General features: G+C 63.8%; 25 protein-coding genes and 1 tRNA gene. 10 read left to right on the top strand and 16 right to left on the bottom strand.

Going from position 1 to position 25,893, the window contains the following annotated elements:
- Positions 1-28: 28 nt before the first annotated feature.
- Positions 29-835 carry a 3-methyl-2-oxobutanoate hydroxymethyltransferase gene (gene panB, locus NP_RS10710; RefSeq protein WP_011323874.1) on the bottom strand — a complete coding sequence of 269 codons (807 nt, stop codon included), beginning with the start codon at positions 833-835 and terminating at the stop codon, positions 29-31.
- 106 nt (positions 836-941) lie between these two features.
- Between panB and NP_RS10715 the strand changes: the two genes are divergently transcribed.
- Both NP_RS10715 and NP_RS10720 read left to right on the top strand, forming a co-directional pair.
- Positions 942-1,220, top strand: coding sequence for a DUF5822 domain-containing protein (locus NP_RS10715; protein WP_011323875.1), 279 nt, complete (start codon positions 942-944; stop codon positions 1,218-1,220).
- A gap of 99 nt (positions 1,221-1,319) precedes the next feature.
- Positions 1,320-1,706, top strand: a complete 387-nt coding sequence (locus tag NP_RS10720; RefSeq protein ID WP_232503971.1) for a DUF7471 family protein — start codon at positions 1,320-1,322, stop codon at positions 1,704-1,706.
- Here the strand turns inward: NP_RS10720 and NP_RS14615 are convergent.
- A complete protein-coding gene (locus tag NP_RS14615; protein ID WP_011323877.1) occupies positions 1,688-1,846 on the bottom strand; it encodes a hypothetical protein in 159 nt (52 codons plus the stop codon). The genes NP_RS10720 and NP_RS14615 overlap by 19 nt on opposite strands.
- Before the next feature lie 98 nt (positions 1,847-1,944).
- On the opposite strand from NP_RS14615, the gene NP_RS10725 reads away from it, so the two are divergent.
- Both NP_RS10725 and NP_RS10730 read left to right on the top strand, forming a co-directional pair.
- Positions 1,945-2,940, top strand: a complete 996-nt coding sequence (locus NP_RS10725) for a DUF4013 domain-containing protein (protein ID WP_011323878.1) — start codon at positions 1,945-1,947, stop codon at positions 2,938-2,940.
- A gap of 53 nt (positions 2,941-2,993) precedes the next feature.
- On the top strand, positions 2,994-4,061 hold the full coding sequence (locus NP_RS10730) for an mRNA surveillance protein pelota (protein ID WP_011323879.1): 1,068 nt from the start codon (positions 2,994-2,996) through the stop codon (positions 4,059-4,061).
- 6 nt (positions 4,062-4,067) lie between these two features.
- Here NP_RS10730 and NP_RS10735 read toward each other — a convergent pair whose 3' ends face one another.
- From NP_RS10735 to NP_RS10775, 9 genes are all read right to left on the bottom strand, one after another.
- Positions 4,068-4,826 carry an MBL fold metallo-hydrolase gene (locus NP_RS10735; RefSeq protein WP_011323880.1) on the bottom strand — a complete coding sequence of 253 codons (759 nt, stop codon included), beginning with the start codon at positions 4,824-4,826 and terminating at the stop codon, positions 4,068-4,070.
- Between the two features lie 168 nt (positions 4,827-4,994).
- A tRNA-Arg gene (locus tag NP_RS10740) sits at positions 4,995-5,068 on the bottom strand.
- Between the two features lie 16 nt (positions 5,069-5,084).
- On the bottom strand, positions 5,085-5,522 hold the full coding sequence (gene tatA, locus NP_RS15165; RefSeq protein ID WP_011323881.1) for a twin-arginine translocase TatA/TatE family subunit: 438 nt from the start codon (positions 5,520-5,522) through the stop codon (positions 5,085-5,087).
- A 65-nt stretch (positions 5,523-5,587) separates the two neighbouring features.
- The gene (locus tag NP_RS10750) at positions 5,588-5,923 is read right to left on the bottom strand and encodes a twin-arginine translocase TatA/TatE family subunit (RefSeq protein WP_011323882.1); all 336 of its coding nucleotides are present in this window, start codon (positions 5,921-5,923) and stop codon (positions 5,588-5,590) included.
- A 72-nt stretch (positions 5,924-5,995) separates the two neighbouring features.
- Entirely contained in the window at positions 5,996-6,484 is a 489-nt protein-coding gene (locus NP_RS10755) for a hypothetical protein (RefSeq protein WP_011323883.1), read from the bottom strand.
- A 76-nt stretch (positions 6,485-6,560) separates the two neighbouring features.
- Positions 6,561-7,430 carry a succinate--CoA ligase subunit alpha gene (gene sucD / locus NP_RS10760; RefSeq protein WP_011323884.1) on the bottom strand — a complete coding sequence of 290 codons (870 nt, stop codon included), beginning with the start codon at positions 7,428-7,430 and terminating at the stop codon, positions 6,561-6,563.
- Entirely contained in the window at positions 7,427-8,569 is a 1,143-nt protein-coding gene (sucC, locus tag NP_RS10765) for an ADP-forming succinate--CoA ligase subunit beta (RefSeq protein WP_011323885.1), read from the bottom strand. Before sucC ends, sucD begins: the two co-directional genes overlap by 4 nt.
- A gap of 73 nt (positions 8,570-8,642) precedes the next feature.
- Positions 8,643-9,911, bottom strand: coding sequence for an RNA-guided endonuclease InsQ/TnpB family protein (locus tag NP_RS10770; RefSeq protein ID WP_011323886.1), 1,269 nt, complete (start codon positions 9,909-9,911; stop codon positions 8,643-8,645).
- 182 nt (positions 9,912-10,093) lie between these two features.
- Positions 10,094-10,774 carry a glycerophosphodiester phosphodiesterase gene (locus NP_RS10775; protein WP_011323887.1) on the bottom strand — a complete coding sequence of 227 codons (681 nt, stop codon included), beginning with the start codon at positions 10,772-10,774 and terminating at the stop codon, positions 10,094-10,096.
- Positions 10,775-10,940: 166 nt separating this feature from the next.
- On the opposite strand from NP_RS10775, the gene NP_RS10780 reads away from it, so the two are divergent.
- From NP_RS10780 to NP_RS10800, 5 genes are all read left to right on the top strand, one after another.
- Complete coding sequence (locus tag NP_RS10780; RefSeq protein WP_011323888.1) at positions 10,941-12,269, top strand: sodium-dependent transporter; 1,329 nt, start codon at positions 10,941-10,943, stop codon at positions 12,267-12,269.
- 66 nt (positions 12,270-12,335) lie between these two features.
- On the top strand, positions 12,336-13,886 hold the full coding sequence (locus NP_RS10785) for an acyl-CoA carboxylase subunit beta (protein ID WP_011323889.1): 1,551 nt from the start codon (positions 12,336-12,338) through the stop codon (positions 13,884-13,886).
- A gap of 2 nt (positions 13,887-13,888) precedes the next feature.
- A complete protein-coding gene (locus tag NP_RS10790; RefSeq protein WP_011323890.1) occupies positions 13,889-14,131 on the top strand; it encodes a hypothetical protein in 243 nt (80 codons plus the stop codon).
- Between the two features lie 108 nt (positions 14,132-14,239).
- The gene (locus NP_RS10795; protein WP_011323891.1) at positions 14,240-16,081 is read left to right on the top strand and encodes an acetyl-CoA carboxylase biotin carboxylase subunit; all 1,842 of its coding nucleotides are present in this window, start codon (positions 14,240-14,242) and stop codon (positions 16,079-16,081) included.
- Positions 16,082-16,246: 165 nt separating this feature from the next.
- Complete coding sequence (locus NP_RS10800; RefSeq protein WP_011323892.1) at positions 16,247-17,038, top strand: SDR family NAD(P)-dependent oxidoreductase; 792 nt, start codon at positions 16,247-16,249, stop codon at positions 17,036-17,038.
- Here NP_RS10800 and NP_RS10805 read toward each other — a convergent pair whose 3' ends face one another.
- The 3 genes from NP_RS10805 to glnA form a co-directional block, all read right to left on the bottom strand.
- On the bottom strand, positions 17,039-19,300 hold the full coding sequence (locus NP_RS10805; RefSeq protein WP_011323893.1) for a universal stress protein: 2,262 nt from the start codon (positions 19,298-19,300) through the stop codon (positions 17,039-17,041). It lies immediately after the preceding gene.
- Positions 19,301-19,402: 102 nt separating this feature from the next.
- Positions 19,403-20,404, bottom strand: a complete 1,002-nt coding sequence (locus tag NP_RS10810; RefSeq protein WP_011323894.1) for a TIGR04024 family LLM class F420-dependent oxidoreductase — start codon at positions 20,402-20,404, stop codon at positions 19,403-19,405.
- Positions 20,405-20,499: 95 nt separating this feature from the next.
- The gene (gene glnA, locus NP_RS10815; protein WP_011323895.1) at positions 20,500-21,855 is read right to left on the bottom strand and encodes a type I glutamate--ammonia ligase; all 1,356 of its coding nucleotides are present in this window, start codon (positions 21,853-21,855) and stop codon (positions 20,500-20,502) included.
- A 308-nt stretch (positions 21,856-22,163) separates the two neighbouring features.
- Between glnA and NP_RS10820 the strand changes: the two genes are divergently transcribed.
- Positions 22,164-23,084, top strand: coding sequence for a biotin--[acetyl-CoA-carboxylase] ligase (locus NP_RS10820; protein WP_011323896.1), 921 nt, complete (start codon positions 22,164-22,166; stop codon positions 23,082-23,084).
- Here the strand turns inward: NP_RS10820 and ccsA are convergent.
- A complete protein-coding gene (ccsA, locus tag NP_RS10825; protein WP_011323897.1) occupies positions 23,081-25,414 on the bottom strand; it encodes a cytochrome c biogenesis protein CcsA in 2,334 nt (777 codons plus the stop codon). The two genes, NP_RS10820 and ccsA, sit on opposite strands and share 4 nt — an antisense overlap.
- Positions 25,411-25,881: a thioredoxin family protein gene (locus tag NP_RS10830; RefSeq protein ID WP_011323898.1), complete on the bottom strand. Its 471-nt coding sequence runs from the start codon at positions 25,879-25,881 to the stop codon at positions 25,411-25,413. Before NP_RS10830 ends, ccsA begins: the two co-directional genes overlap by 4 nt.
- Positions 25,882-25,893: the final 12 nt, after the last annotated feature.

A 25,893-nucleotide genomic window follows, 5' to 3' on the forward strand; every position in this document is an offset into this window, starting at 1 on the left:
CTCCAGCGGTTGGGAAATATATGTTCCGTCAGTAGATATCCTCAATGTCGTCCTCGTAGTGGCTGTGCTCGTCGCCGGGGAACGAACCGGAATCGACGGCGTCGGTGTAGGCTTCGATAGCCTCGCGCATCTCGCCGCGAACGTCGCCAAAGCGCTTCGAGAACGGAGCCGTCCCTTCAGCGAGGCCGACAACCTCGTCGACGACGAGTACCTGCCCGTCGCAGTCGGGACCGGCCCCGATGCCAATGGTCGGAATCGAGAGCGCGTCGGTCACCGACGCCGCGAGGTTCGCCGGCACGTGTTCCAACACGAGCGAGAAGGCCCCGGCGGCCTCGTGTTCGCGGGCGAGTTCGAGGATACGGTTCGCCGACTCCTCGTCGGTCCCCTGCCGGTACAGCCCCGTCTCGTTTTCCCGCTGGGGGGTCAGCCCGAGGTGGGCCTGTACCGGGATTCCGAGGTCGGAAAGCGTCTTCGTCAGCGACACGGTGTGGGGACCACACTCCAGTTTGACCGCGTCGGCGTCGGCCTCCTTTAGCATCCGGCCGCAATTGTCGACAGCATCGGCCTCGTCGGCTCCAAAGGAGAGAAACGGCATATCGGCGACGACAAGCGCGTCGTCGGTCGCACGCGCGACGGCGGCGGTGTGGCTCGCCATCTCGTCGACGGTTACGGGCAGCGTCGAGTCGTAGCCGAGCCGCGTGTTGCCAACCGAGTCGCCGACGAGGAGCACATCGACGCCAGCCGCCTCGGCTATCTCGGCGGTCGGCGCGTCGTAGGCAGTAAGCATCGTAATCGGCTCGTCGCCGGCCTTCGCGCGAATATCCTTCGCTCGCATGTCACGGTCTGTGGGTCCAGAGCGGATGAAGCTACCGCTCGCCGGCAGGTACTGCAGTTCGTCGGGAACCGTAACTGCTTACCCGGAGACAGACGGAGTTTCGGTAATGCCGACTCGCGTCGAGACGACCGACCCCGATGGCGTCGACTACGGGTGGGTGATGCAGACGACGTTCGTGTTGACGATTATCGTCGGCGCACCGGTCGTCGCGGCGCTGTCGCTGCTTGTCGAGCTACCAACATGGGGCCAGCGGGCCAACTTCGCCATCCGGGTCGGAGCCGTCGTGTGGCTCTGTCTCGGAATTGGCGTATTCTTCTATGCGCGGCGGGATGCTGGAGCCGGACAGGCAGACAGCGACGGTGAAAGCGGCGACGAAACGAGATAGCCGCTCTGTTCGTCGAACGCACCAAACGCCACTTATCCACATCGGCCGGAGAAGAGACCGTAGCGCCACACACTCCCGGCTGCCCCGCTCACGTCCGGTGTGGGTCCGGAGCGAGCGGCGGGCGACAGGGATGCGGCGACAAAAGAGATGAACGGTCTCAAATCCCACCTCGGAAGCTGGCTCGGCCCGGAGCTCGCACCGATACTTCTCTGTGCGATTGCGCTGGCGATTCTCGGGACGATGCTGCTTTTTGCGCTCGGAGTGGCGGCCTATCTTCGGACCCGGAGCGATAGATATCTCCTGTTGGCTGCCGCAACCGGAGCGCTTGTCGCCCGGTCGCTGCTCGGGCTCGGGACCGTCTTCGATATCGTACCGATGTTTGTCCACCACCTCGTCGCTCACAGTCTCGATTTTCTCGTCGCGCTTACCATCCTCGTTGCGGCATACCTGCACCGCGGCAGCGACAATTACAGCACGAACACGTAGAGAATCCCCGCGGCAGCGAGCAACAGCACGGTGTAGACGAGCAGGCTGACAAGCAGCGAGACTATCTTGAACGGCAGCATGAGCAGCTTGAACGGAAGCTTCAACAGCGTCACGAGGAGTCCAAGCAGGGTGCGGAGCATAGAACGACCGTAGCCGGCGGGGGAACTTAAATTACGCCACACGGACGGTCGGTTCCGCAGCCCCGTATTATAAACGGCGGCGACGCCTCAGTGTTGGTATGTTCCGTGAGGCGATGGGGTATCCGACCCGGCAACCAAACGGCGGCCGGGTCGTCTTCGCCGGCGGCGCGCTGCTGGCAGTCGTCTTCGTCGCCGTTGCGATGACGCAGTTTGGGTGGCCATACGGGCTCGTGGCGGTCATCGGACTGCTGCCGTGGCTGCTGGTCCGCGGCTACTACGTCCGTGTCATCCGGACGACAATCGGTCGGGACGCTCCCTTGCCCCCCTCGTTTTCGAACTGGCGAGCGCTGCTTGCTGACGGCGCGACGGCAGTCGGCATCTCCGTTGCCTACATGTTGCCCGCAGCGATTATTTTGGCCCCGCTTGCGGCCGTCCAACTGCTCGGCAACGACCTTTCGGCACCCATCTCCGCGCTGCCGACGCCGGTCGTCGACGGTGTCCTCTCGGGAGTCGGCTTCCTCGCCGTCTTTGCGCTGATGTACCTGCTGGGGGCGCTCTACGTTCTCCCCGTCGCTGTCGCCCGGTTTGCGTACACCGACCGGGTTTCAGCCGCGTTCGATATCCGAGCAGTCGTTGCCGGGGCGCTGACCGAGGATTACGCCACGGCTTGGTTCGTCTCGGTCGCGCTACAGTTCTTCGTGCTACCCGTCGCCTACCTACTACGGATTATTCTCGTTGGGTTCCTCCTCCAGTTCGTGGTCGCGGTTGCGGTCCGGTACTGCTACGGCCAGGGCGTCGGCGATGCGATGGGCTGGGACCCCGTCGACCCCGACGGCGGACCGGTCCCATGGAACGAGCTAACGCCGGCAGTAACGCGGGTCGCGGAGGCTGGTGCCAAGCGGGCGACCACACGGAGAAACACCACGCGCGCCGGTCGTTGGCCGGACACCGAGCCGGCGGTTGCCCGCATCAAGGCCCCAGCATCCGATGGAGGCGGCGAAGACAACGGCAACGGGGACACCAACGGGGGACAGGAGGCCGAAGGCGACTGGGTTCCGGCCTCGTCCGTGACGATACGGCGGAACGACGGGTAGCGCCCCGGGCCGAGAATGGGAGAGCACTTACCGATGCCGGCCGCAGGGTCGGTATGCGCATTGTCGACCGCGAGTCCGCCGAGGGCCGTCGGGAGCGAATCACGCTCGTTCCCGAGACCCTCGACGACCTCTGGCATCTCACCTACGTACTCGAACCCGGAGACCTCGTCGCAGGGGATACGACCAGACGGATTCAGCGCGACGACGACAAGATGCGGGACACCGGCGGCGAACGCGAGCCGATGTGGATACGGATAGACGTCAACAACGTCGAGTTCGCCAAGTTCGCAAACCGGCTCCGGGTCGGCGGCGACATCGTCGACTGCTCGCGTGAGGACCAACTCGGGTTTCACCACACGTTCAACGTCGAGGAACACGACGAGCTCACAGTCGAGAAGGTCTGGCAGGTCGACCAGCTCGAACGGCTCGAAGAAGCCGTCGAGGCGGCCGAACAGCCTGACGTCGCCATCGCGACTGTTGAAGAGGGACAGGCCCACATCCACACCGTCGCCCAGTACGGCGTCGAGGAACGCGCCTCGATAACCGGCACGACCGGTAAAGGCGAGTACGCCCGCAGCCGTGACGAGCTGTTCGAGGAGTTGGCGGCAATTTTGCGGCGGTTGGACGCCGAGGCTATCATCCTGGCCGGCCCCGGATTCACGAAGCAGGACGCACTGGAACACATCGAGGACAACGCACCGGAGGCCGCCGAGAAGATACAGGTCGTCGACACCGCCAGCGTCGGCGACCGCGGCGTCCACGAGGTGCTCAAACGGGGGGCCGTCGACCGCATCCAGACGGAGACGCGCGTCTCGAAGGAAGCAGAGTTGATAGACGAGTTGATGGAGCGAATCGGCGAAGGCGAAAAGGCCGCCTACGGCGTCGACGAGGTCGCCGAGGCGGCGGAGTTCGGAGCCATCGAGACACTGTTGATTCTCGACGAGCGGCTCCGCGAGGAGCGGGCCGGCGAGGGCGACTGGGCGGTCGACGTCAACGACATCATCGAGAACGTCGAACAGCAGGGTGGCGAGGTCGTCGTCTTCTCACACGAGTTCGACCCCGGCCAGCAGCTGGCGAACCTCGGCGGTATCGCGGCGCTGCTCCGCTATCGGCTCAGCTAACGACGGCTAGACGCCCGAGATAGAGACCGTCAACCCGTCGTTGGCAATTCTGACATCGCCGTCGAAGCAGTCTTCGACAGCCGCGACCATCTCCTCGTGGTGGCCGTCGGTGTGGGGATACAAATGCGTCAGATAGACCCGCCCGATATCATAGCCGGAAAGTGTCTCCCCGAGCCGGGACGGCGTTGGATGGTTGTCGACATCGACGCCGTCGGGAAACGAACAGTCGTGGGCCAGCACCGCAGAGCCTTCCGCCAGCGCTGCAATCTCGTCTATCGGTTCGGTGTCGCCGGAGAACGTGAAGATTGCGTCGTCCGTTTCGAACCGGTAGGCGAGTCCGTCCATGGAGTGGTCCGTTTCGACGGCCGTGACATCGTAGCCGGCGACAGTCGCCGACCCCGCCGACAGCTCTCGAACGGTGATAGCAACCCGGCCCTGCAGGTACTCGTGAACCGACAGCAGGTCTTCGATAAGTGCCGCCGTCCCTGCAGGACCGACGAGTTCGAGGTCGGTCTCGCCGGCCAGCCAGCGGGCCTTCAACAGCGGCAACAGGTCGGCCACGTGGTCGAGATGATGGTGTGTGAGCAGGACTGTTCCGGGGGCCTCGTATCCACCGTCGGTCCGTGCAAGGCCGTGCAGGACGCCGCTGCCGCAGTCGACGAGCAACGGGCTGGCAGTGCCGCCGCTGTCTTCGAGCAGCAGCCCCGTCTGGAACCGGTCGCCGGATGGCATCGCCGCGCCGGTACCGAGGAAGGTCACGCGCATGGGTGGCAGTCGGTGCCTGCGGGCAAGTACGCTGTGGTCGGCGTCGCTAAGAAGAAATGCGGCGAGCGTGACGGGATTCGAACCCGATGGCGAGGCATCGCTTCGCTCGCCTCGCGTGGCTCGAATCGACAGTCCCGCCGAATCACGCACGGCGATTCGTGAACACGACGGGCGTGACGGGATTCGAACCCGCGCTCTAGAGGTTAGGAACCTCTCGCCGTCGTCCGCTTGGCCACACGCCCAGAAAGGATGCGACGGTCAGTTCGTCTTCGATTCGGCGTCAGCGATGTCGACCGGTTCATCGGCGTCGTCCTCGGCCGACTCCGCCGTGTCATCGGTGTCGCTGTCGTCGGCTTCGGCGTCAGTACTCTCCGTGTCATCCGATTTGGACATCTCGTCGGCGGCGGTATCGGCCGCGGTCGAGCCGCCGGCGGACCCCGATTCAGCGCGCTTTGTCTGCTCGACAGCCCGGTCGACGGCCGTCTGTGGCGATGACGAGGAGCTACCGCCTTTTACCTCTTCGAGTTCCTCTTCGATTTCCTCGCGGCCCTTCTGGAACTCGCCCATCGCCTCGCCGGTCGAGCGGGCGAGCTTCGGGACCTTGTCCGCCCCGAAAAGTAGGACTGCGATGAGCACCACGACGAGCAGCTCCATGCCGCCCGGGATGCCGAACTGCAGCGGAAGCAGGTCTATCATTAGCGGCAGCTAGCCGAGTATCGGTTATAGGCCTTTTTGTCGGCAGCAAAACGGAATCCGGACACTCAGGCGCTCGAGCCGTCGGGGTCGGTCTCCGGTTCGGTCTCCGACTCAGTCTCCGGTTCGGTCTCGACATCCGGTTCGGACGCAGCATCGGAGGCCGATTTGATGTCGGCTTCGTCGTCGTCGACCGTTTCGTCACCCGTCGTGGACTCGCCGTCGCGCATTTCTTGGAGTTCCTGCTCGACCTCCTCGCGGCCCTTCTGGAACTCACCGGTGGCGGTCCCCATCGACCGGGCAAGCTCCGGCAGCTTGCTCGCACCGAACAGGAGGACTAACACACCAGCAATCAGCGCAATCTCCATCGGACCGAGTCCGCCGATGAACAGTAGCGTTGTCATACATCGACCTTCGCGCGGGTGCTTGTAGGCCTTTCGCCAGATGGTTTCGTCAGATGTGTGCGACGGAACCGACTACAGCACGGCACCGAAACCGACGAGGATGGCTCCGAGTACTCCCGAAAGCGCCGTGAGACCGACAACGGCCGTGCGCGACGGCGGCGCGGGGAGGTCGGCGGTGCGTGCGTCCCGTCGGTGTTTCTCGACGGCGACAACGAAGCCAGCCGCGCCGAGCAAGACCCCATAGCCCGCCGAGCCCACGAGAGTGACGGCGACATCCAGCCACGTCCCCTCGGCCAGCGGCACACCGAGCCGCCCGGCGGTCGGCACGAGGCCGCAGGCCCAACTGGCGAGCAGTCCCCCGTTCAGATAGCCGGCGACAAAGGCCAAGACGAGACCTCCGGCCGTACCGACTGCGACGGCCGGCCAGCCGACCCCCGGCGCTCCACCGCCGACGCTGAGCCGAGCGGCCGCAACGCCGGCGACGAGCAGCGACAGCCCGACCGCAAGCCCACAGAAGTACAGCGTCAGCCGCGGTGTCCGGCCGAAGAGGTGTTGCCGCATACCCGGCGGTATGCCGCCGGCTGTATACCACAGTTTCGGTCGCGAAAGCGGAAAGTGAGACGGCGAAGCGACGCCGTTACAGGAAGGACTCGATGTTGTCAGCGACTTCTTCCGGCGTATCGCCGACGGGCACGCCAGCGTTGTTGAGGGCGTTAATCTTCGATTCGGCGGTGCCGGTGCCGGAGCCGGAGACGATAGCGCCGGCGTGGCCCATCCGCTTGCCCGGCGGGGCCGTCCGGCCGGCGATGAAGCCGGCGACGGGCGTGTCCATGTTCGCGCCGATGAACTCGGCGGCCTCTTCTTCGTCTTCGCCGCCGATTTCGCCGCACATCACGACCGCCTCGGTGTCGGGGTCGTTTTCGAACATTTCGAGGGCGTCGACGAAGTCGGTGCCGATGATGGGGTCGCCGCCGATGCCGACGGCGGTCGTCTGGCCGATACCGCGCTGGGTGAGGCTGTCGACGACCTGGTAGGTAAGCGTCCCGGAGCGGGAGACGAGGCCGACGTTCCCCTCGGCGAAGATGTTGCCCGGCAGGATGCCGAGCTTGGCCTCGCCGGGGGTAATGAGGCCGGGACAGTTCGGACCGATGAGGTTCGTGTCGGTCTCACGGAGCTTGCGGTAAACCTTCGCCATATCCTGCTGGGGGATGCCCTCGGTGATGGCGACGACGAGGTCAACCGGCGAGTCGAGCGCCTCGAAGAGCGCGTCGGCAGCGAACGCCGGCGGTACAAAGACGACAGCGGCGTTGGCGTCTTCCTCACGAGCAGCCTTGTGGACCGTGTCGTAGACTGGAACGCCTTCGACTTCCTGGCCGCCACGGCCGGGGACCGCTCCGGCGACGACGTTGGTTCCGTACTCAAGCATCTGGCCGGTGTGGAACTTCCCTTCACCGCCGGTGATGCCCTGTACCACGACGCGTGTGTCGTTGTCGACGAGGATGCTCATTGTTCTTCCTCCGCGTATTTGACGGCGCGCTGGACGGCGTCCTCCAGCGTCTTTTCGACCGTCACCAAGTCCGTGTTCAGAATCTCCATACCTTCCTCGGCGTTGGTGCCGGCGAGCCGCACGACGACGGGCTTGGGAATCTCGTCGAACTGCTCGAGCGCTTCGTTGATACCTTTGGCGACCTCGTCGCCGCGGGTGATGCCGCCGAAGATGTTGAAGACGACTGAGTCGACGTTGTCGTCGGAGAAAACCATATCGAGCGCGTTGGCGACCCGCTCGGCTTTGGCACCGCCGCCGATGTCGAGGAAGTTCGCCGGCTCGCCGCCGTAGTGGTCGACGAGATCCAGCGTCGTCATCACGAGTCCGGCACCGTTGCCGATGATGCCGGTGTTACCCGACAGTCGGACGTAGTCGAAGCCGTACTCGTTGGCTTTGGCTTCGAGTTCGTCTCCCGCGGCTTCTTCCTCCATCTCTTCGAGGTCGGGATGGCGGAACAGAGCGTCCTCGTCGATGTTCATCACCGCGTCGGCGGCGATGACCTCGTCATCATCGGTGACCATCAGCGGGTTGACCTCGATTTCGGTGGCGTCCTTGTCGGCCCACAGCTCGTAGAGCTGTGTGAGAATCGAGGCGACATCGTTTGCGACCGCGCGGTCGACGCCGGCCTCGAACGCCGCCTTCCGGGCCTGGAAGGGGTGCATGCCGAACGCCGGGTCGATGTGCTCGCGGACGATGGCGTCCGGGTCCTCTTCGGCGACTTCTTCGATGTTGACGCCGCCGCGGGTCGAAACCATCGCGACGGGCTTGCCCGCCGCGCGGTCCATCGTGACGCCGACGTAGAGTTCGTCGGTGAAGTCGACGGCGGCCTCGACGAGAACGCGGTCGACGTGCAGTCCCTTGAGGTCCATGCCGAGAATCTCGTCGGCGGCCTCGCGGGCCTCGTCGGCGTTTTCGACTAGCTTGATTCCGCCGGCCTTGCCGCGGCCGCCGACCTGTACCTGCGCCTTGATAGCGACCGGGTAGCCGATGTCGTCGGCTGCCTCGACCGCCTCGTCGACGGTCGACGCGAGCGTCGACTCCGGGACGGGAATCCCGGCATCGGCGAATACACCCTTCGCCTGGTACTCGTGCAGTTTCATCGCTGACTCGCCTGAGTGGTCGTTCGACCCGGAGTTAGTATTACCGGAACCGGCCCAGGTGAACTACCTCTGCCTACTCGGCGGCTTGCGCCGCCTCTTTGAGGCAGGGGCTTCCTGTTTCGACGACGCGACTTGCAGATACGGCAAGCGTATCCACAGCGGTTGCAGTCTCCGCAGGCGTAGCTTCGGAGTGAACCACTCCTAGTCGATTCCAACCGCGTTGTTGGACGTTCAACGCAGCGTTCCAATCACGGTCGAGTTCGAAGCCACAACTTGGGCAGGAATGCTCGCGGACCCACAGCGGTTTCGCGGTTTCAACCCCGCACTCGGCGCATTCTTTCGTGGTGCCTCGGGCTTCGACTTCGACGACGTGACAGCCGTTCTTGTCGCCGTGATGTTCGAGAATGGTAAGGAAGTCACGCCACCCGACCTCGGCCTTGTTCCGGGCGTTCTGCTGGCTTTCTAGCATCCTCTTCACGTCGAGGTCTTCGACGAACACGGCGTCGTACTCGGTGGTGTAGAAGTGTGCGAGTTTGTGCTTGAAGTCCTGTTTCTTGTTCGACATCCGCGCGTGGACTTCGGCGACGCGTTGGCGTTGTTTCTCCCAGTTGTTCGAGCCTTTTTGTTTCCGTGACAGCGAGCGTTGCTCGCGTTCGAGTCGCTCGCGGTCACCTGACAAGTTGAGGCGGTCAACGCAGCGTCCGTCCGAATCGTGGATGAAGTTGCAGACGCCGAGGTCAAGGCCCACCGTGTCTTCCGCGTCGATATTGCCCGGCTCGGGTTTCTCGGGGGTGTCGGTGTCGATGGTGAACGACGCGTACCACTCGCCCGTTGCGTCTTTTTTCAGCGCAACCTCTTTGATGCCGTTGTGGTCGGGGAGGTCGCGGTGGAGTCGAACTGGTATCTCACGACTTTCGCCTTTGAGTTTCTTTAGCTGAAGGAGTGCGTGTCCGTCGGGGCCACTCTTCTTGTTGAGTTCGAAGCCGGATTGACGGTACGTGAAACTCCTGAATTCGCGTGGTGCCTTCCAGTTCAGCGCCCCCACGTCGTAGCCTTGTTCTTTTAGTTCGCCGAGGCTGTTGATGTTGTCGCGGATGCGTTCGACGGCTTTCTGTAAGACGGTGGAGTAGACTTGCTTCAGGTCGGGCCACCAGTCTTTCAGTTCGGGGATACTGTCGCGGACCATCCAGACGCGTTGCCGGAGCGTTCCGGCGTCCTCGGGGATTTTGTTGAATTCTCTGAGCGCGTGGTTGTATAATTGTCGTACGGTGTCGCGTTGCCAGTCCATCGCCTGCCGTTGCTCTTCGGTTGGGAAGAGTCGGTAGCGTGGACTGTACTTCATGCGACGTGGCTCCTGCTACGAATTATCATTAGTTAAGGATTCTGATTGAAACGATTGTAACTCGTGCGGGCGCTGTATCCCCGCCCTACTCGCTCGGCTTCGCCTCGCTCCTTGAGGACGGGGGCTTAGCGCCCTCACTTTCAGCTAAACCGGCAACTGGTTCGCCGTTCGAAAGCCGACGGCTACTGGCGGCTCTCCGGGAGCGAAACGGGTCGGTCGGCGATGACGCCGTCGACACCGCGTTCAGCGAGGGTCTCGGCGTCAGCGGGTGTATCGACCGTCCACGCGTTGACGCTCATGCCGGCGCGGTGCGCCTCGGCGACGACGCGCTCGGTCGCGACATCCAGCGAGGGATGGAGAAACGCACAGTCGAGGTCGATGGCGACCTCGACGGCGTCGGTGCCCGATTCGTCGCTGCCGTCGGTGATGTAGGCCCGCGGCAACTCCGGTGCCGCGTCCCGACAGGCAGCAAGCACCTCACGGGACCGGGACGAGAGGGTCACCTGCTGGCGCGTCTCCGAAAGCAGCGCGACCGCATCGGCGGCGATTCCCGACTCTTTGAGGTCGAGCGTGATGCCGATGTGAGCGGGGACGGCCTCGAGCACCGCCGCGAGCGTCGGCACGCCCTCACCGGTGTCGAGTACATCAAGCGCGTCGAGGTCTGTGCGGGTGAACGACGACACCGGACCCGACGCGTCGGTCACCCGGTCGACGGTCTCGTCGTGGATGACAACCAGTTCGCCGCTCCCACAGCGGCGGACATCGACCTCAACTCCGTCGGCGACCTCGGCGGCCTCGGTCACCGCCTGCAACGTGTTCTCGGGGGCGGTGGCAGCGAACCCGCGGTGGGCGATGAGACGCATACCGGCACTCCCCGGCGGGACGGCAAGTGCCTGTCGACTGCCGGCCGATGGCGGACGTCCGATTCGAACAGTAGCCGGCGTCTCCCGCGTGCCGACGGTTGTTGTGTGCTGTCACAATGCCTCCGTGTCGTGCCGCTTATGTGAGGCGGCGGGCGAATGTCACCCAATGGAACGAGAAACGTGGGCGACACGTATCGGATTCATTCTTGCGGCGGTCGGCAGCGCCGTGGGGCTCGGGAACATCTGGCGGTTCCCCTTCCAGGTCGGGCAGAACGGCGGCTCGGCCTTTCTGATAATGTACCTCGCGTGTGTGCTGCTCATCGGTATCCCGGCGATTCTCGTCGAGTTCGTCATCGGACGCCGGTCGCAACGGAACCCTATCGGGGCCTTCCATGCCCTCGGAAAATCGCGGTTCAGGGCCATCGGGGCCGTCTGTGTCGTCACCGGCTTCGTCATTCTCTCGTATTACACCGTCGTCGCCGGGTGGGTCCTGCGGTACATCGGCGGGAGCGCGACGGGAGCGTACTTCGGCAGCGAGGAGGCGTATTTCCTCGAAATCGCCACTGGATACGATGCCGTCGTCCTGCATGCCGTCTTCCTGGCAGTGACGGTCGGTATCGTGATGCTCGGCATCAAGCGTGGAATCGAGCTCGCGGTCAAGGCGATGGTGCCGGCCATCGCGCTGTTGCTTGCCGGGCTTGCGGTGTACGCGCTGACGCTCGACGGCGTCGTCGACGGCTACCGCTACTATCTCTCGCCCGACTTTGCGACGCTTGCGGCCGAGTGGACAACGATTCTCCCGGCCGCGGTCGGACAGGCGCTGTTTACCCTCTCGCTCGGGATGGGCGTGATGATAACGTATGCGTCCTACGTCGGCGAAGACCAGAGCCTGCTCGTCGACAGTGGCTCAATTGCGCTTTTGGACACCGTCATCGCCTTCCTCTCGGGGCTCATCCTCTTCCCGATTCTCTTCACCATCGACGCCACGCCGGGCGACGGCGGGGCCGGCGAGTTCTTCATCGGCGTCGGCGGCGCGTTCGCCGACATCCCGCTTGGAACCATCGTCGGCGTTGTCTTCTTCGTGACGCTCGCGGTGGCGGCGCTGTCCAGCGCTATCAGCATCCTCGAAGTCATCGTCTCGTATTTCATCGACGAGTTCGGCTTCGACCGACGGGTCGCGACGTTCGGCGTCGGTGTCATCGTCTTCGTCGCCGGTATTCCGGCAGCGCTCGACATGGGCACGTTCGAGGTCTACGACCAAGTGACCGGCGAGCTGTTGTTGCCCCTCGGAATGTTCCTGCTCGTGCTGTTCGTGGCGTGGGTGGTCCCGGAAGAGAGCCTCGACGAGCTGCTCAAGGGCCGCTCGGGCAGCAACCTCGACGTGTTCTGGTTGTGGTGGGTCCGAACCGTCGTCACCGTCGCTGTCGGCCTCACGCTCGTGTTGAGCGTGTATGGCTTCGCCGTCGAGTTCGGACTGCTAGCCGAGTCGGCCTGATACGGCCGCCGCTCCGATAGCGGAACGCCTTTTTCGTTGCTGTTCGTTTCCAGACCAAGGTGGCCTATGACAATGGACGATGAAATCGAGGAACTCCGAGAGAAAAAGCGGGACGCAGAGCTGGGGGGCGGCGAGGAACGCATCGAGAAACAACACGAGAAAGGAAAGCTGACCGCGCGGGAGCGCATCGAGTATTTCCTCGACGACGGGACCTTCGAGGAGTTCGACCAGCTGAAGACCCACCGGTGTACGAACTTCGACATGGAGGACGACCAGCCGTACGGCGACGGCGTCGTCACCGGCTACGGCGAGGTCGACGGCCGGAAAGTCTTCGTCTTCGCCCACGACTTCACGGTCTTTGGCGGGTCGCTGGGGGAGGCGTTCGCCGAGAAGGTCTGTAAGGTGATGGACCGAGCCATCGAAACCGGCGCGCCCATCATCGGCCTCAACGACTCCGCCGGCGCACGCATTCAGGAGGGCATCGACTCGCTTGCCGGCTACGCCGACATCTTCCACCGAAACCAGAAGGCGTCGGGTGTTGTCCCGCAGATTTCAGCCATCATGGGCCCCTGTGCCGGCGGCGCGGTCTACTCGCCGGCGATTACCGACTTCATCTACATGGTCGAGGACACGAGCCACATGTTCATCACCGGGCCGGACGTTATCGAGACGGTCACCGGCGAGGAGGTCGGCTTCGAGGAACTCGGCGGCGCAAGCACCCACACCGGGGAATCCGGCGTTGCCCACTTTTCGGCCGCCGACGAGAAGGATGCCCTCGACGATATCCGGTATTTGCTTTCGTATCTCCCGTCGAACAACGTCGAGGACCCGCCGCGCGTCGAGCCGTGGGACGACCCCGAGCGCCGCGATGAAAAGCTAAAAGAAATCGTCCCCAGCGAACCGAAAAAGCCCTACGACATCGTCGATGTCATCGACCGGATCGTCGACGAGGACTCCTTTTTCGAGGTCGCCGAATCCTACGCCCGCAACCTCGTGACCGGCTTCGGCCGCCTCGATGGCCGTTCTGTCGGCGTCGTCGCAAATCAGCCGCGCGTCAACGCCGGCACGCTCGACATCGACGCCTCGCTGAAGGGCTCGCGGTTCGTCCGGTTCTGTGATGCGTTCAACATCCCCATTGTCACGTTTGTCGACGTTCCAGGCTTCATGCCCGGGACCGACCAAGAGCACAACGGCATCATCAAGCACGGCGCGAAGCTCCTGTACGCCTACAGCGAGGCGACGGTGCCGCTTTTGACCGTCATCACGCGGAAGGCCTACGGCGGTGCCTACGATGTGATGGCCTCGAAGCATCTCGACGCCGATGTCAACTACGCGTGGCCGACCGCCGAAATCGCCGTGATGGGGCCGAAGGGCGCGGTCAACGTTCTCTACCGGGACGAACTGGCCGACGCTGACGACGTCGAGGCTCGCCGACAACAGCTCATCGACGAATACCGGGACGCCTTCGCCAATCCCTACACGGCCGCCGAGCGCGGCTTCGTTGACGATGTCCTCGAACCGCAGGACACCCGCCCCCGCCTCATCAACGACCTCGAGATGCTCGAATCGAAACGGAAGGACCAACCGGACCGGAAACACGGCAACATCCCGCTGTAACGATGCAGGTCGAGATACCACCGGATGCCGACGCCGACGAGGCCGCAGCTATCGTCGCAGCGGTTCGGTCCCACGTGGCCGCCCTCGAAGCCGCTGCCGACGACGGCGACGCGGACGACGACTGGCACGGCGACCGCTGGCGGTTTACCGGCCGCCTCAACAGCCTCCAGAACCGCCGAAGCCGAGTGCCGACCGACGCCCCGCGAAACGAGTGGGCGGCGGCCGGCCGCACTGACCGGTACTGAACCGCACGACTGCGGCCGGTTGCCGTCCGGTTCGTATACCACAGATTCACCGTTTGTTTACGTTCAATCGATAGAATAACGTGGGCGGCGCGACAGCCATCGCACAGTATGTTCGACAAGGTGCTCGTCGCCAATCGGGGGGAAATCGCGGTTCGTGTCATGCGCGCCTGCGACGACCTCGGTGTCGATACCGTTGCGGTCTACAGCGACGCCGACAAACACAGCGGCCACGTCCGGTACGCCGACGAGGCGTACAACATCGGACCGGCGCGTGCGGCCGACTCCTATCTCGACCACGAGGCAGTCATCGACGCCGCCGAGAAGGCCGGCGCGGACGCTATCCATCCGGGGTATGGCTTCCTCGCCGAAAACGCCGAATTCGCACGGAAAGTAGAGGCGACCGAGGGCATCAAGTGGGTCGGGCCGGCGGCCGACTCGATGGAACAGGCCGGCGAGAAGACGAAGGCCCGGACAGTCATGCAGGAAGCCGACGTACCCATTGTCCCGGGGACGACAGACCCAGTCGAGTCGGCTGAAGAGGTCGAAGCGTTCGGGGACAAACACGGCTACCCAATCGCCATCAAGGCCGAAGGCGGCGGTGGCGGCCGCGGCATGAAAATCGTCCGCAGCCCCGACGAGGCGGCCGACCAGCTCGCGGCTGCACAGCGGGAAGGCGAAGCGTATTTCGACAACGACTCGGTGTATCTGGAGCGGTATCTGGAGAACCCGCGGCACATCGAGGTCCAGATTCTCGCCGACGAGCACGGCAACGTCCGCCATCTCGGCGAACGGGACTGCTCGCTGCAGCGTCGCCACCAGAAGGTTATCGAGGAGGGACCGAGTCCCGCGCTGTCTGACGAGCTCCGAGAGAAAATCGGCGAGGCAGCCCGCCGAGGGGCCGACGCGGCCGACTACTACAACGCCGGCACCTTCGAATTCCTCGTCGAGGAAGAAGACCGCGAGGACGGCGAACTGCTCGGTCCGGACGCGAATTTCTATTTCCTTGAGGTCAACACCCGGATTCAGGTCGAACACTGCGTCACCGAGGCGCTGACCGGCATCGACATCGTCAAATGGCAGCTCCGAGTCGCAGCCGGCGAGGAACTCGACTTCGAGCAGGCGGATGTCGACCTCGACGGCCACGCCATCGAGTTCCGTATCAATGCCGAAAACGCCGCTGACGACTTCGCGCCGGCGACGGGCGGCACGCTGGAGACCTACGACCCGCCGGGCGGTATCGGCGTTCGCGTCGACGACGCACTGCGGCAGGGCGACGACCTCGTCACGGATTATGACTCGATGGTCGCAAAGCTCATCGTCCACGGCGGGGACCGCCAGGAGTGCTTCGCTCGGTCGGACCGCGCTCTCGCCGAGTACGACATCGAAGGCATCCCGACCATCATCCCGTTCCACCGGCTGATGCTCGAAGACGACGCCTTCAGCGCCGGCACACACACGACGAAATATCTCGACGAGGAACTGGACGCCGAGCGCATCGAAGCGGCACAGGAACGCTGGGGAACCGAAACGACGGCCGAGGCCGGCGACGAGGAGGTCGTCGAACGGGAGTTTACCGTCGAGGTCAACGGCAAGCGCTTCGAGGTCAACCTCGAAGAGCGCGGCGAACTGCTCGGAGCCGTCGAGGCCGGCGGGAGTGCCGAATCGTCCGGGCCGCCACAGCGTCGCTCCGGGGGCGGCGGCGGGGACAGCGGCAGCGCGTCGGCTGTCGACGCCGACGGCGAAGTCGTCAGCGCCGAGATGCAGGGGACGATTCTCGAAGTGAACGTCGAGGAAGGCGACACCGTCGAAAGCGGCGACGTCATCTGTGTCCTCGAAGCGATGAAGATGGAAAACGATGTCATCGCCGAGACGGGCGGGACCGTCGCCGAGGTCGCCGTCAGCGAAGACGACTCGGTCGACCAGGGTGACCCGCTCGTCGTCTTGGAGTGAACCGCCTCGGGGGCAAGTGGTTCGAGACGCCGAAGGCGTCTCGTCATCACGGAAGACTTCGTCTTCCGTACGACCCCGAGGCACTCGGCCTGCTCCGCCTGTAGAAAGCGTCCAAATCGGCAGCCGCCGGTACAATCATAGGTGCGGCGGCTGTCGAATCCGTCTATGCCGACAGACCAGTTCAGTGTCGACGGACAGAACGTTATCGTAACCGGCGCCTCACAGGGTATCGGTCGCGGAATCGCCGAGCGGTTCGCCGCTGACGGTGCGAACGTCGCTATCTGTTCCCGCGCACAGGAGCGAATCGACCCGGTTGCCGAGTCCATCCGTGAGGACGGCGGGACGGCCCTGGCCGTCGAATGTAACGTCAGAGAACCGGAGGATGTCGAGGCCTTCGTCGAGGCGACAGCCGAGGAGTTCGGCGGTATCGATGTGCTCGTAAACAACGCTGGTGGCGAGTTCGTCGCCGCCTTCGAAGACATCTCCGAGAACGGCTGGAAATCCATCATCGACCTCAATCTCCATGGGACGTTCCACTGCACGCAGGCGGCTGGCGAGTATATGCGCGACGACGGCGGCGGCTGTATCATCAACATGTCGAGTGTCAACGGCCAGCACGCTGCGCCGAACGAGAGCCACTACAGCGCCTCGAAAGCGGCCATTATCCGGCTGACCGAGACGCTCGCCGTCGAGTGGGCAAGCGACGGCATTCGGGTCAACTGCATCGCACCGGGGCTGGTTCAGACGCCAGGGGTCGCGGAAACGCTCGGCATTCAGGAAGACCAGATGCCGCCACGGGAGACGGTCGACCGCCGCATCGGTCACACGGAGGACATCGCCGACGTCGCACAGTTCCTCGCCAGCGACGCCGCGGCGTTCATGACCGGCGAAACGGTCACGGCAAAGGGCGTCCCCCGCCCGGGCAACAGCTTCGAGGTCGACCTCGGTCTGCAGTAGCTACGACCGAAACAGCACCCGGTCGATAATCGGTTCGAGGAACGTCGTTCGGCGGCTTTTCTGTGAGTGGACCAGTATGACCGGCTGGTCGAGCCGGGCGGCAACCCGGTCGGACCGCTGTGCGAAAAGCAGGTCCGGAAGCCGTCGGTGAGTCACCGTCGAGAGCATCACCATGTCCGCACCAGCGAGGGACTCGACGAGGGCATCCGTGTCGTCGGACTTGACGACGACACCCTCGACAGGCGCATAACAGCGGTTGTCGAGTTCGTCGTGGTAATCCTGAATCGTCTCTAAGTACTGCTCGGAGGGGTCGTCGCCAGCGGCGAAGACGAACCGCAGGTTCGCGCCGGCCACACCGGCGATGGCGTCGGCGAGTTCGATTTTCAGCGGGTCATTGAACGGGCTCCGGTCGGTGACGATGGCCAACTCCGAGAGGGAATCGAAGGCCCCCGGCTGGACGAAGACAACGTCGCAGGGCGCATGCTCCATAATCCAGTCGCTGTCGCGGCCGAAGAGCGTCCGGAGGCGGCTGACTGGGTCCGACCGGGTGATGATGAGGTCGACACCGCGCCGTTCGGCGTAGTTGACCACCGCGTGTTTGGTGTCGTGGCTGACGATTTCGCCGACCTCGATGTCGACATCGTACTGGTCGGCCAAGTCGTCGGTCCGCTCTTCGAACTCGATGTCCGAAGGCGTCTGGCCGGTCGCCTGGTCAAGCGGATACTGGTCGGGGACTTCGTCGAAGCGGACGACACGAATCTGGCTGCCACGAGTCTGTGCGACTGGGGCCGCCACCTGCAGAAGCCGGTTTTCTTCGAGCCGGCTGGCGTCCTGTCGGAGCGCGATGAGTATCTCATCGCCGTCGGTCGTGGCTTCGTCAAGCCGGCTTTCGGTTTCCGAAACGAACTGTCGGCCAGCCTGTCGTCGAGCCGCGTCGACGGCGACACCCTCCCGGTCGACTTTGCTGCGGGCATACCAGAGATACCACGCCAGCCCGAAGACGGTGATGCCGACGGCACCGACCTGCGGGAGCAGGTCCATCTGTGAGATGATGTAGAGCCCCGAGACGATACCGAATATCTGCACCCACGGATACCCCGGCGCATGGAAGTCCGGGTCGTACCACTCCAGCGGCCGTTCACGGAAGGCGATGAGCGAGGCACAGACCAGCGCGTAGACGAGAATCTGGAACGCACCGGCCGTCTTGGCTATGTCCTCGACCGGGAGGGCGACAATGATAAACAGCATCGCGCCACCAGTCACGAGAATGGCCGTCGTCGGGGTCCGGAACCGCGAGTGGACGTGTGCGAACTGGTCGGGCAGCAGGTCATCGCGGCTCATCGCCAGCGGATAGCGCGAGGCGGTGAGAACGCCTGCGTTGGCCGTCGAAACAAGGGCAAGAATGGCAGCGAGAACGATAGCCGCCACCGCGATGAACAGCAACTGTGCCGAATCGAGCACCCAGACCCCAGCCCAGCCGACCGCATCAACCGCATCAACCATGGGGATGTTCGAGTCCGCGAGCTGGGCGGGGTCAACAACCCCGACGAGCACGAAGACAATGAGTATATACAGGAACGCGGTCAGAATGAGCGACCCGAACAGCCCAAGCGGCAGGTTCCGACCGGGGTTTTCTATCTCCTCTGCAACGGCAGCGATTTTCGTGACGCCGGCATACGAAACCAGTACCGTCGTCGTCGCAGCGATGAGGCCGCTGTATCCGTCGTCGAAAAACGGCTCGTACTGTGCGCCATCAACGCGAGTAATCGTCGCGATGACGAATACTGAGAGGATGACGATGAGCACGACGACCATAATCGACTGCAACTGCCCGGTCTGTTTGACCCCAAAGAGGTTGATGAGGATGAGCACCGTGCCGATAACGACGGCGGCGGCGGCGTGGCTCGGAAGCTGTACGAGCACGTCGAGATAGAACATTCCGCCGACAAGCGCGAGCGCGCCCTTGAACATGAGCATTAACCACGTCCCGAGGCCGGCGATGGTACCAGCCGCTGGACCGATACCCCGTTCGATGAAGACGTAGTCGCCGCCGGCGTCGGGCATCGCCGTCCCTAGCTCGGCGATGCTCAGCGCGGCCGGAACGACGAGAACCGCTGCGAGAGCGAACGCAAGAATCACCGATGGCCCGGCCTCGTTCATCGCGATGCCGGGAAGAACGAAGATACCGCTCCCGATCATCGCGCCGGTGCTTATCGCGACGACGGAAACGAGCCCAAGGTCCCGCTCAAGGTCTTTTGTCATTCACGAATGTCTTTTTCGTGAACACCTATATGCAGTTCGCTTCCGCCCGGATATGGGATAAAGAATTCAAGAAAAGTTAGTTATAGTTTCTGTTCTTCACACTCATCCGTCGCTTGGCGCGAGCGCGTTGGTCGTCTGTCGCCGTTCGTCTGCATCCATGTCCCCGAAGTAGCCGATACGAACCGCGTCAACGCCATCGACTGCTTCATACCGGCGCACTGTCTCTCGGACGGCCTCCGGCGTGCCGGCAGCGACAAGCGAGTCAACCATCTCCTCGGTGACGGCTTCGATGGCCCGCTGGCGGTCGCCGTCCGTCCACGCCCCGTGGATGTCGTCGGTTGCGGCCTCGAATCCCTGTCGGGCTATCGACTGTCGATAGTAGGGGCCGTAGGCACCGACCATGAACGCCAACTGTTTTCTGGCGGCCGTTCGGGCACGGCTGGCATCCTCTAGAGCACACGAGCGGACCGTCACAGCGACGCGGAGGTCGTCCGTCGAGCGGTCCCCAAGCGCCGCGCCGCGACGGAGGTCTTCAAGCCGGTCTTCGAGGGCCGCAACGGTAAAGAGCTGCGGCACCCAGCCGTCAGCGAACCGGCCGGCAAGCTCGACTGCCTTCGGTCCGAGCGCCGCGACATCAACCGGCACCGAACGCGGCTCGACGCCACGGAGTCTGAGGCCGCCGCCGTCGAAGTGGTCGCCGTCGTAATCGAGTTCCTCGCCGGCAGTCACCTGCCGAATGATATCGATGGTTTCCCGGAGCCGTCGCAGCGGCCGCTCGTATGCCGCCAGATGCCAGCCCTCGGTGAGGTTTGGCGAAGACGTTCCAAGGCCCATCCGGTAGCGGCCGCCGCTTGCTTCCTGTACGGTGACCCCCGTCTGGCCGAGCATCGCCGGCGACCGCCCCCACGGGGAAAAGACGTCGTTCGAGAGGCCGATGCGGTCGGTCCGAGCCGCAAGCGTCGCCAGCAGCGTAACCCCGTCTCGGCCGGTCACCTCCGGCAGCGAGAGGCGGTCGTAGCCGAGTGATTCGGCGCGCTGTGCGACGGCGACGACGTCGTCGAGCGAGTCGAGCCCGCTGGGGAGCACGATATCACGGTCTACCATGCGGGAGCCGTCGTCGTCGGCAGCAAAAAAGGTGGGTACGCCCGAGAGGCGGAGCCGTTTCGTACGGACAGAGGCGTCCGCGACAGTCGCCGCTCTCAGAAGGTTTCGAGGTAGCGGTCGAGTTCCCACTCGGAGACCTCGACGAGGTATTCGCCGAACTCCTCGCGCTTGGCCTCCATGAACTTCTCGGGAACGTGCTCGCCGAGAGCATCGAGGACGACCTCGTCGGCTTCGAGGGCATCGACGGCCTCGCCGAGGTTGCTCGGCAGCGTCTCGATACCGTATTCGTCGCGTTTGGCCTCGTCGAACTCGTAGATGTTCTCCCGGACCGGGTCGGGACAGTCGAGGTCGTTTTCGATGCCGTCGAGGCCGGCGTGAATCATCGCCGCGAAGGCGAGGTATGGGTTACACGACGGGTCCGGCGAGCGCAGTTCAATGCGCGAGGCCGCCGGTACGCGTGCAGCCGGCTTGCGAACCAGCGCCGAGCGGTTCGTGTCGGACCACGCGACGTAGACGGGGGCCTCATAGCCCGGCACCAGCCGCTTGTAGCTGTTGACCGTCGGGTTCGCAACCGCCGTAATCGCCGGCGCGTGCTCGAGAACACCGGCGAGGAACGAACGGGCCGTATCGGAGAGGTCGAACTCGTCGTCGCCGTCGTGGAAGGCGTTTTCGCCGTCTTCGGTGAAAAGCGACAGGTGCGTGTGCATGCCAGAGCCGTTGATTTTCGGAATCGGCTTGGGCATGAACGTCGCATGCAGGTCGTGCTGAGCGGCGATGGCCCGGACGACGGCGCGGAAGGTAGCGACGTTGTCGGCCGTCGTCAGCGCGTCGTCGTACTCGAAGTCGATTTCGTGTTGGGATTCGGCGACCTCGTGGTGGGAGGCTTCGACGTCGAAGCCCATCGATTCGAGCCCGGCGATGATGTCGTAGCGGACATCGGACGCGAGGTCCTTCGGCGCGAGGTCGAAATACCCGCCCACGTCGGAGAACTCCGTGGTCGCACGGCCCTCGTCGTCTTCCTCGAAGAGGAAGAACTCCGGCTCGGGGCCGGCGTTGACAGTGTATCCCATCTCCTCGGCGCGTTCGAGGGCCTGCTTGAGGACATACCGCGGGTCACCCTCGAACGGCTCGCCGGTCGAAGTGTTGTAGATGTCACAGATCATCCGCGCCGACGCGCCGTCCTCGCGTTTCCGCCACGGGAGAATGGCGAAGGTGCTGGGGTCGGGCTTGAGCCGCATGTCGGACTCCTGAATGCGAACGAATCCCTCGATGGAGGACCCGTCGAAGTAGATACCTTCAGTGAACGCCTTCTCAGCCTGGTCGGCCGGGACGGCGACGTTCTTAATCGTACCGAGGATATCGATGAACTGCAGTCGCAGGAAATCGACGTTCTTCTCTTCTATCTCATCAAGGACGCGCTTTTCGTCCGGAGTGAGGCTTTCGTCCGTCATCTCTTGTACACGTAGACAATACAGACACAGGATATAAGCCGTAGCTAATCGTGCAAGTATTCTCAAAACGCATCTATCATAGAACGTTCGTCCATAACAATGCTTGAATAGAGGTATGTGAACAGATACACGGGCCGCATCGGGAGCTGAACGGGACGTTCGTCAGTCTGTATCGGTCGATAATGTTCATTGACGGGCGCATCTGCCCACGTAGAAAACGGATGGTCGGATTCGGGAGGCCGGCCCGCGGGACAGCGGTCGGGGGCGGCGACGGTGGCGTTATGGCCATCGGACCCACAACGGACGGTATGCAACAGACGCGACGACAGGTACTCGATGCGCTCGCCGATGGCCCGGTTGCGGGACCGGAACTCGCGACGCGGCTCGACATCTCCCGTGCGGCGGTCTGGAAGCACGTCGAGGCACTCCGCGAGGACGGATTCGACATCGAGAGCCGCAACAACGGCTACGTGCTCGTCGACGTGCCGGAGTTCGGCGGCGCAGCCGTCGAACATCAGCTGGACGCCTCAGTCGACATCGAATACCACGACCGGATAGCGAGCACGAACGACCGCGCGCGCGAATTGGCGGCCGACGGAGCCGAGGGCGTCTGCGTCCTCGCCGACGAACAAACCGGCGCGCGCGGTCGGCTCGACAGGCCGTGGGAGTCACCCGCCGGCGGCGTCTGGCTCAGTCTCGTCTACCGGCCCGACCTGCCGCCGTCGCAGGTACCGGTGTACACGCTGGCGGCTGCGGTTGCGGCGACAGCGGCACTCAGGGAGGTCGGTGTCAGCGCCGAAATCAAGTGGCCGAACGATATCCTCGTCGACGGGGAGAAACTCGTCGGCATCCTCACCGAGATGGAGGGCGAAGCCGACAGGGTCTCGTGGGTCGTCGTCGGCATCGGCATCAACGCCAATATCGACGCTGCATCGGTCCCAGACCACGCAACGACCGTCAAAGAGCAGGTCGGTGACATCGACCGGGGGGCACTAACTGCGTCCATCATCGACCGACTCGAAGCACTCCGAAACGCCCCGGAGGACGTTCCCGAGGCGTGGCGGGAGCTTTCGACGACCATCGGACAGATTGTCCGCGTCGAGACGCCCGGTGAAACGGTCACCGGTGAAGCGGTTGGTATCGAGTTCCCGGGAACTCTTGTCGTCGAAACTGACGACGGCAAGCGGCGAATCGCTGCCGGCGACTGCGAACACTTGCGCCCTGCCTAGTTGCGCCGGCGGTCGGCTGCGAGCACGGTCCCCATCCCGAGCAGCATCAACACCACGCCGAGCCAGATATAGTTGGCAAGCGGGTACGTATCAACGGTGATGCTGGCACCCGCCTCGTTTATCGAGCCGACGACGTAGGTGTCGCCGGTCGCGCCGCGTTCGATGATAGCGTCATTGGTGTTCATCTCCGAGCGGAGATACTCCTGTTCGGCTATCGTGCCGCTTGCGACCTGCCGGTCGCGTTCGTAGACGGTCACGTCAAGTTCGTGGGAGACGACGCGCGGCGAATGAGCGTCTCGGGGCGGGTCCGAGACCGGACCCATATTTTGGCTGTCGGTGTACACGTACGCCTCGACGTTGTCTCCGAGTTCATCGCCGCCGAAGACGGTCCCGCGGGCGATGACTTCCTCGCCGGACTCGAAGGTCACCTCGGGGTCGGCGCTGGCGAGCCAGACCGTCGAGTCATCGAGTCGGGCGACATCGGTGTTTTCTATCGACCCGACCTCGGTTATCGTTCCCCGCACAAGTGAGGCGTCCTCGTTGACTTGGAGCACCTCTTCGGGCGACCGGGCCGCTTCCTCAACGGTCGGCTCTTCGATGGTCCGGTAGTCGCTTATCTCGACGGTGTAGGCCGACTCGGGGACCTCCTCGACTATCGGTTCTGGGTTGTTCTGTGCGTCGTCGACACCGATAACGGCGACCGATGCCGAGGTAGCAAACAGGTACACAAACGAGACGGCGACGATGAGTATCGCACCGCCGACGTGGATACCGAGGATGCCGGTTTCTCTGAGCTTGAACGTCCGCGACGGGACGCCCCTGACTCGTGAGACGTACCGGGTCGTCCACGCGCCAGCGAAGAAGGCCGCTGGCGGAACGATAGAGAGGACACTGAGGGTGCCGACGATGCGGTAGATAGCCGGGTCGTGGGCGCTTGGGTCACTCAGATACCAATTGGCAGACGGCGTCACGAAGGCCGCAGCGACAGTTGCCACGGCCACGGCGGCGGTAGCAGCGATGGCGAGCCGCCGTCGCTGGATGTCCAGCAGCGCATAGAGCCCGCCGGCGAGGAGTCCGAAGACGACGACGGGGTAGCTCCAGAGGTTGTAGTGGTCCTGACCGACGCTCACTTCGACGCCGGTGGCTGCGTTCCGCAACACCGGGAACGACAGTCCCCACGCGGAAATAAACGCGAGCGTAACGAAGGAGAGCACCGCCGCGTGGTAGACCGTCCGGCGGCTGAGCCACGACTCGCCGGCGGCGCGTTCGACACCCTCCGACTGCAACAGCCAGTAGGCGAGCGGAAGCCCGATGGCTGCAACGCCAGTTGTAGCCAGCAAAAACAGGATACCGGTCCCGATGCCGCCGGCGGCAAAGGAGTGAACGCTTCGGAAGACGCCGCTGCGAACGACTGTGGTCGCGAAGATGACGAGTGGGAAACACGCCGCGGCGGCAGCCGGTGCGAAGACGGGGTACTCGCCGGTCTTGCCGTACCGGTTGATGGCGTGTAACGAGGCGGTCAACCCGAGCCACGGGATGAGTACCGCCGTCTCAACGGGGTCCCACGACCAGAACCCTCCCCAGCCGAGAACGCCGTAGGCCCAGATACCACCGAAGACGATAGCAGCCGTGAGGAGCAGCCACGAGACGCGGAGCCACTGCAGTAGGCTCGCGTGCCATTCATCGAAGACGCTTTCCTCGCCGCGGAACAGCGAGACGAAATGCGTCACGCCGAGGGCAAAGGGGACGACCAAAAGCGCATACGCCGCAAACGTTATCGGCGGATGAATCGCCATCCATGGGTCGATGAGCAGCGGATTGAGACCGTCACCATCGGGCGGAACGAAGCCCTCCGGCGTGTCGGGAAACTCTATTCCGATAGGAGTAAACGGGCTCTGAACGACGAGCATTGTCGCGAACGTGGCGACGATACCGAGTGAGATGGCTTGTGTGAGGCGTGCACCGCGGCCGCTGAAGCGCCCGGAGTAGACGGTCCACGTCGCGACGACGGCGGTCAGCATCGCCCACAGGAGTATCGACCCCTCGTGGCTCGCGTACGCGCCGGTGAACCGATACAGCAACGAAAGATAGTCGGCGGAGTTGCGCCAGACGTAGGCGTTCGTGTAGTCGCCGACGATGAACTGGTAGGTCAGATAGCTGTGAGCGACGACGAGTGCTGCAGTCGCCGTGCCGGCCGCCGCGAGCGTTACCCGGCGGAAGTCGTCTGTTCGGAAGACGTAGCCGTACGCCAGCAGAATGGCTGCAAGACTGCTGCCGACGGCAGCGAGCAAGATGAGTACCGTACCGGTGGTGAGTATCGTCGTTATCATTCGTTCGAAACCGCTCCGAGGGCGCTTTCTATTTCCTGTAAGAACTGGTCGCGCTCGACGAAGCCGCCGAGCTGGGATATCTCCTCGCCATCAGGCGTCATCATCACGTGCTGTGGCGGATAGCTCGCGCCGTGGTCGGCCGCCATGCTCGCTCCCGGACCAGGGTCGTCAAGATTGATGGCGAGCAGGGTATACGCATCGAGTGTGTCCCGTATTTCGTCGTGTTGGTAGTGGTTCTCGTCGTATGTCTGGCAGTACGTACACCACGTCGTCCAGTAATAGACGAGTACCGGTTTGTCCTCGTCTTGTGCGATAGATAGCGCTTCGTCGGGGTCTTCGTGCCACTGAAGGCCGCCCTGATAGGTGTAGTCGTGGTCGCTCAACACCGGTGCGGCGTTCATCGAGTAGTAGCCGAACCCCAGAACCGCGACGAGAACAGCTATCGTGATTACCTTCCGGGGATTCATTCGATATTCTGG

The sequence above is a fragment of the Natronomonas pharaonis DSM 2160 genome (genome assembly GCF_000026045.1).
Classification (GTDB): Archaea; Halobacteriota; Halobacteria; order Halobacteriales; family Haloarculaceae; genus Natronomonas; species Natronomonas pharaonis.

What these genes read in the sequence shown, in the direction of transcription:
- panB (WP_011323874.1), bottom strand. Translation starts at nt 835, where the DNA reads ATGCGAGCGAAGGATATTCGCGCGAAGGCCGGCGACGAGCCGATTACG.
- NP_RS10715 (WP_011323875.1), top strand. Translation starts at nt 942, where the DNA reads ATGCCGACTCGCGTCGAGACGACCGACCCCGATGGCGTCGACTACGGG.
- NP_RS14615 (WP_011323877.1), bottom strand. Translation starts at nt 1,846, where the DNA reads ATGCTCCGCACCCTGCTTGGACTCCTCGTGACGCTGTTGAAGCTTCCG.
- NP_RS10725 (WP_011323878.1), top strand. Translation starts at nt 1,945, where the DNA reads ATGTTCCGTGAGGCGATGGGGTATCCGACCCGGCAACCAAACGGCGGC.
- NP_RS10730 (WP_011323879.1), top strand. Translation starts at nt 2,994, where the DNA reads ATGCGCATTGTCGACCGCGAGTCCGCCGAGGGCCGTCGGGAGCGAATC.
- NP_RS10735 (WP_011323880.1), bottom strand. Translation starts at nt 4,826, where the DNA reads ATGCGCGTGACCTTCCTCGGTACCGGCGCGGCGATGCCATCCGGCGAC.
- tatA (WP_011323881.1), bottom strand. Translation starts at nt 5,522, where the DNA reads ATGATAGACCTGCTTCCGCTGCAGTTCGGCATCCCGGGCGGCATGGAG.
- NP_RS10750 (WP_011323882.1), bottom strand. Translation starts at nt 5,923, where the DNA reads ATGACAACGCTACTGTTCATCGGCGGACTCGGTCCGATGGAGATTGCG.
- NP_RS10755 (WP_011323883.1), bottom strand. Translation starts at nt 6,484, where the DNA reads ATGCGGCAACACCTCTTCGGCCGGACACCGCGGCTGACGCTGTACTTC.
- sucD (WP_011323884.1), bottom strand. Translation starts at nt 7,430, where the DNA reads ATGAGCATCCTCGTCGACAACGACACACGCGTCGTGGTACAGGGCATC.
- sucC (WP_011323885.1), bottom strand. Translation starts at nt 8,569, where the DNA reads ATGAAACTGCACGAGTACCAGGCGAAGGGTGTATTCGCCGATGCCGGG.
- NP_RS10770 (WP_011323886.1), bottom strand. Translation starts at nt 9,911, where the DNA reads ATGAAGTACAGTCCACGCTACCGACTCTTCCCAACCGAAGAGCAACGG.
- NP_RS10775 (WP_011323887.1), bottom strand. Translation starts at nt 10,774, where the DNA reads ATGCGTCTCATCGCCCACCGCGGGTTCGCTGCCACCGCCCCCGAGAAC.
- NP_RS10780 (WP_011323888.1), top strand. Translation starts at nt 10,941, where the DNA reads ATGGAACGAGAAACGTGGGCGACACGTATCGGATTCATTCTTGCGGCG.
- NP_RS10785 (WP_011323889.1), top strand. Translation starts at nt 12,336, where the DNA reads ATGACAATGGACGATGAAATCGAGGAACTCCGAGAGAAAAAGCGGGAC.
- NP_RS10790 (WP_011323890.1), top strand. Translation starts at nt 13,889, where the DNA reads ATGCAGGTCGAGATACCACCGGATGCCGACGCCGACGAGGCCGCAGCT.
- NP_RS10795 (WP_011323891.1), top strand. Translation starts at nt 14,240, where the DNA reads ATGTTCGACAAGGTGCTCGTCGCCAATCGGGGGGAAATCGCGGTTCGT.
- NP_RS10800 (WP_011323892.1), top strand. Translation starts at nt 16,247, where the DNA reads ATGCCGACAGACCAGTTCAGTGTCGACGGACAGAACGTTATCGTAACC.
- NP_RS10805 (WP_011323893.1), bottom strand. Translation starts at nt 19,300, where the DNA reads ATGACAAAAGACCTTGAGCGGGACCTTGGGCTCGTTTCCGTCGTCGCG.
- NP_RS10810 (WP_011323894.1), bottom strand. Translation starts at nt 20,404, where the DNA reads ATGGTAGACCGTGATATCGTGCTCCCCAGCGGGCTCGACTCGCTCGAC.
- glnA (WP_011323895.1), bottom strand. Translation starts at nt 21,855, where the DNA reads ATGACGGACGAAAGCCTCACTCCGGACGAAAAGCGCGTCCTTGATGAG.
- NP_RS10820 (WP_011323896.1), top strand. Translation starts at nt 22,164, where the DNA reads ATGCAACAGACGCGACGACAGGTACTCGATGCGCTCGCCGATGGCCCG.
- ccsA (WP_011323897.1), bottom strand. Translation starts at nt 25,414, where the DNA reads ATGATAACGACGATACTCACCACCGGTACGGTACTCATCTTGCTCGCT.
- NP_RS10830 (WP_011323898.1), bottom strand. Translation starts at nt 25,881, where the DNA reads ATGAATCCCCGGAAGGTAATCACGATAGCTGTTCTCGTCGCGGTTCTG.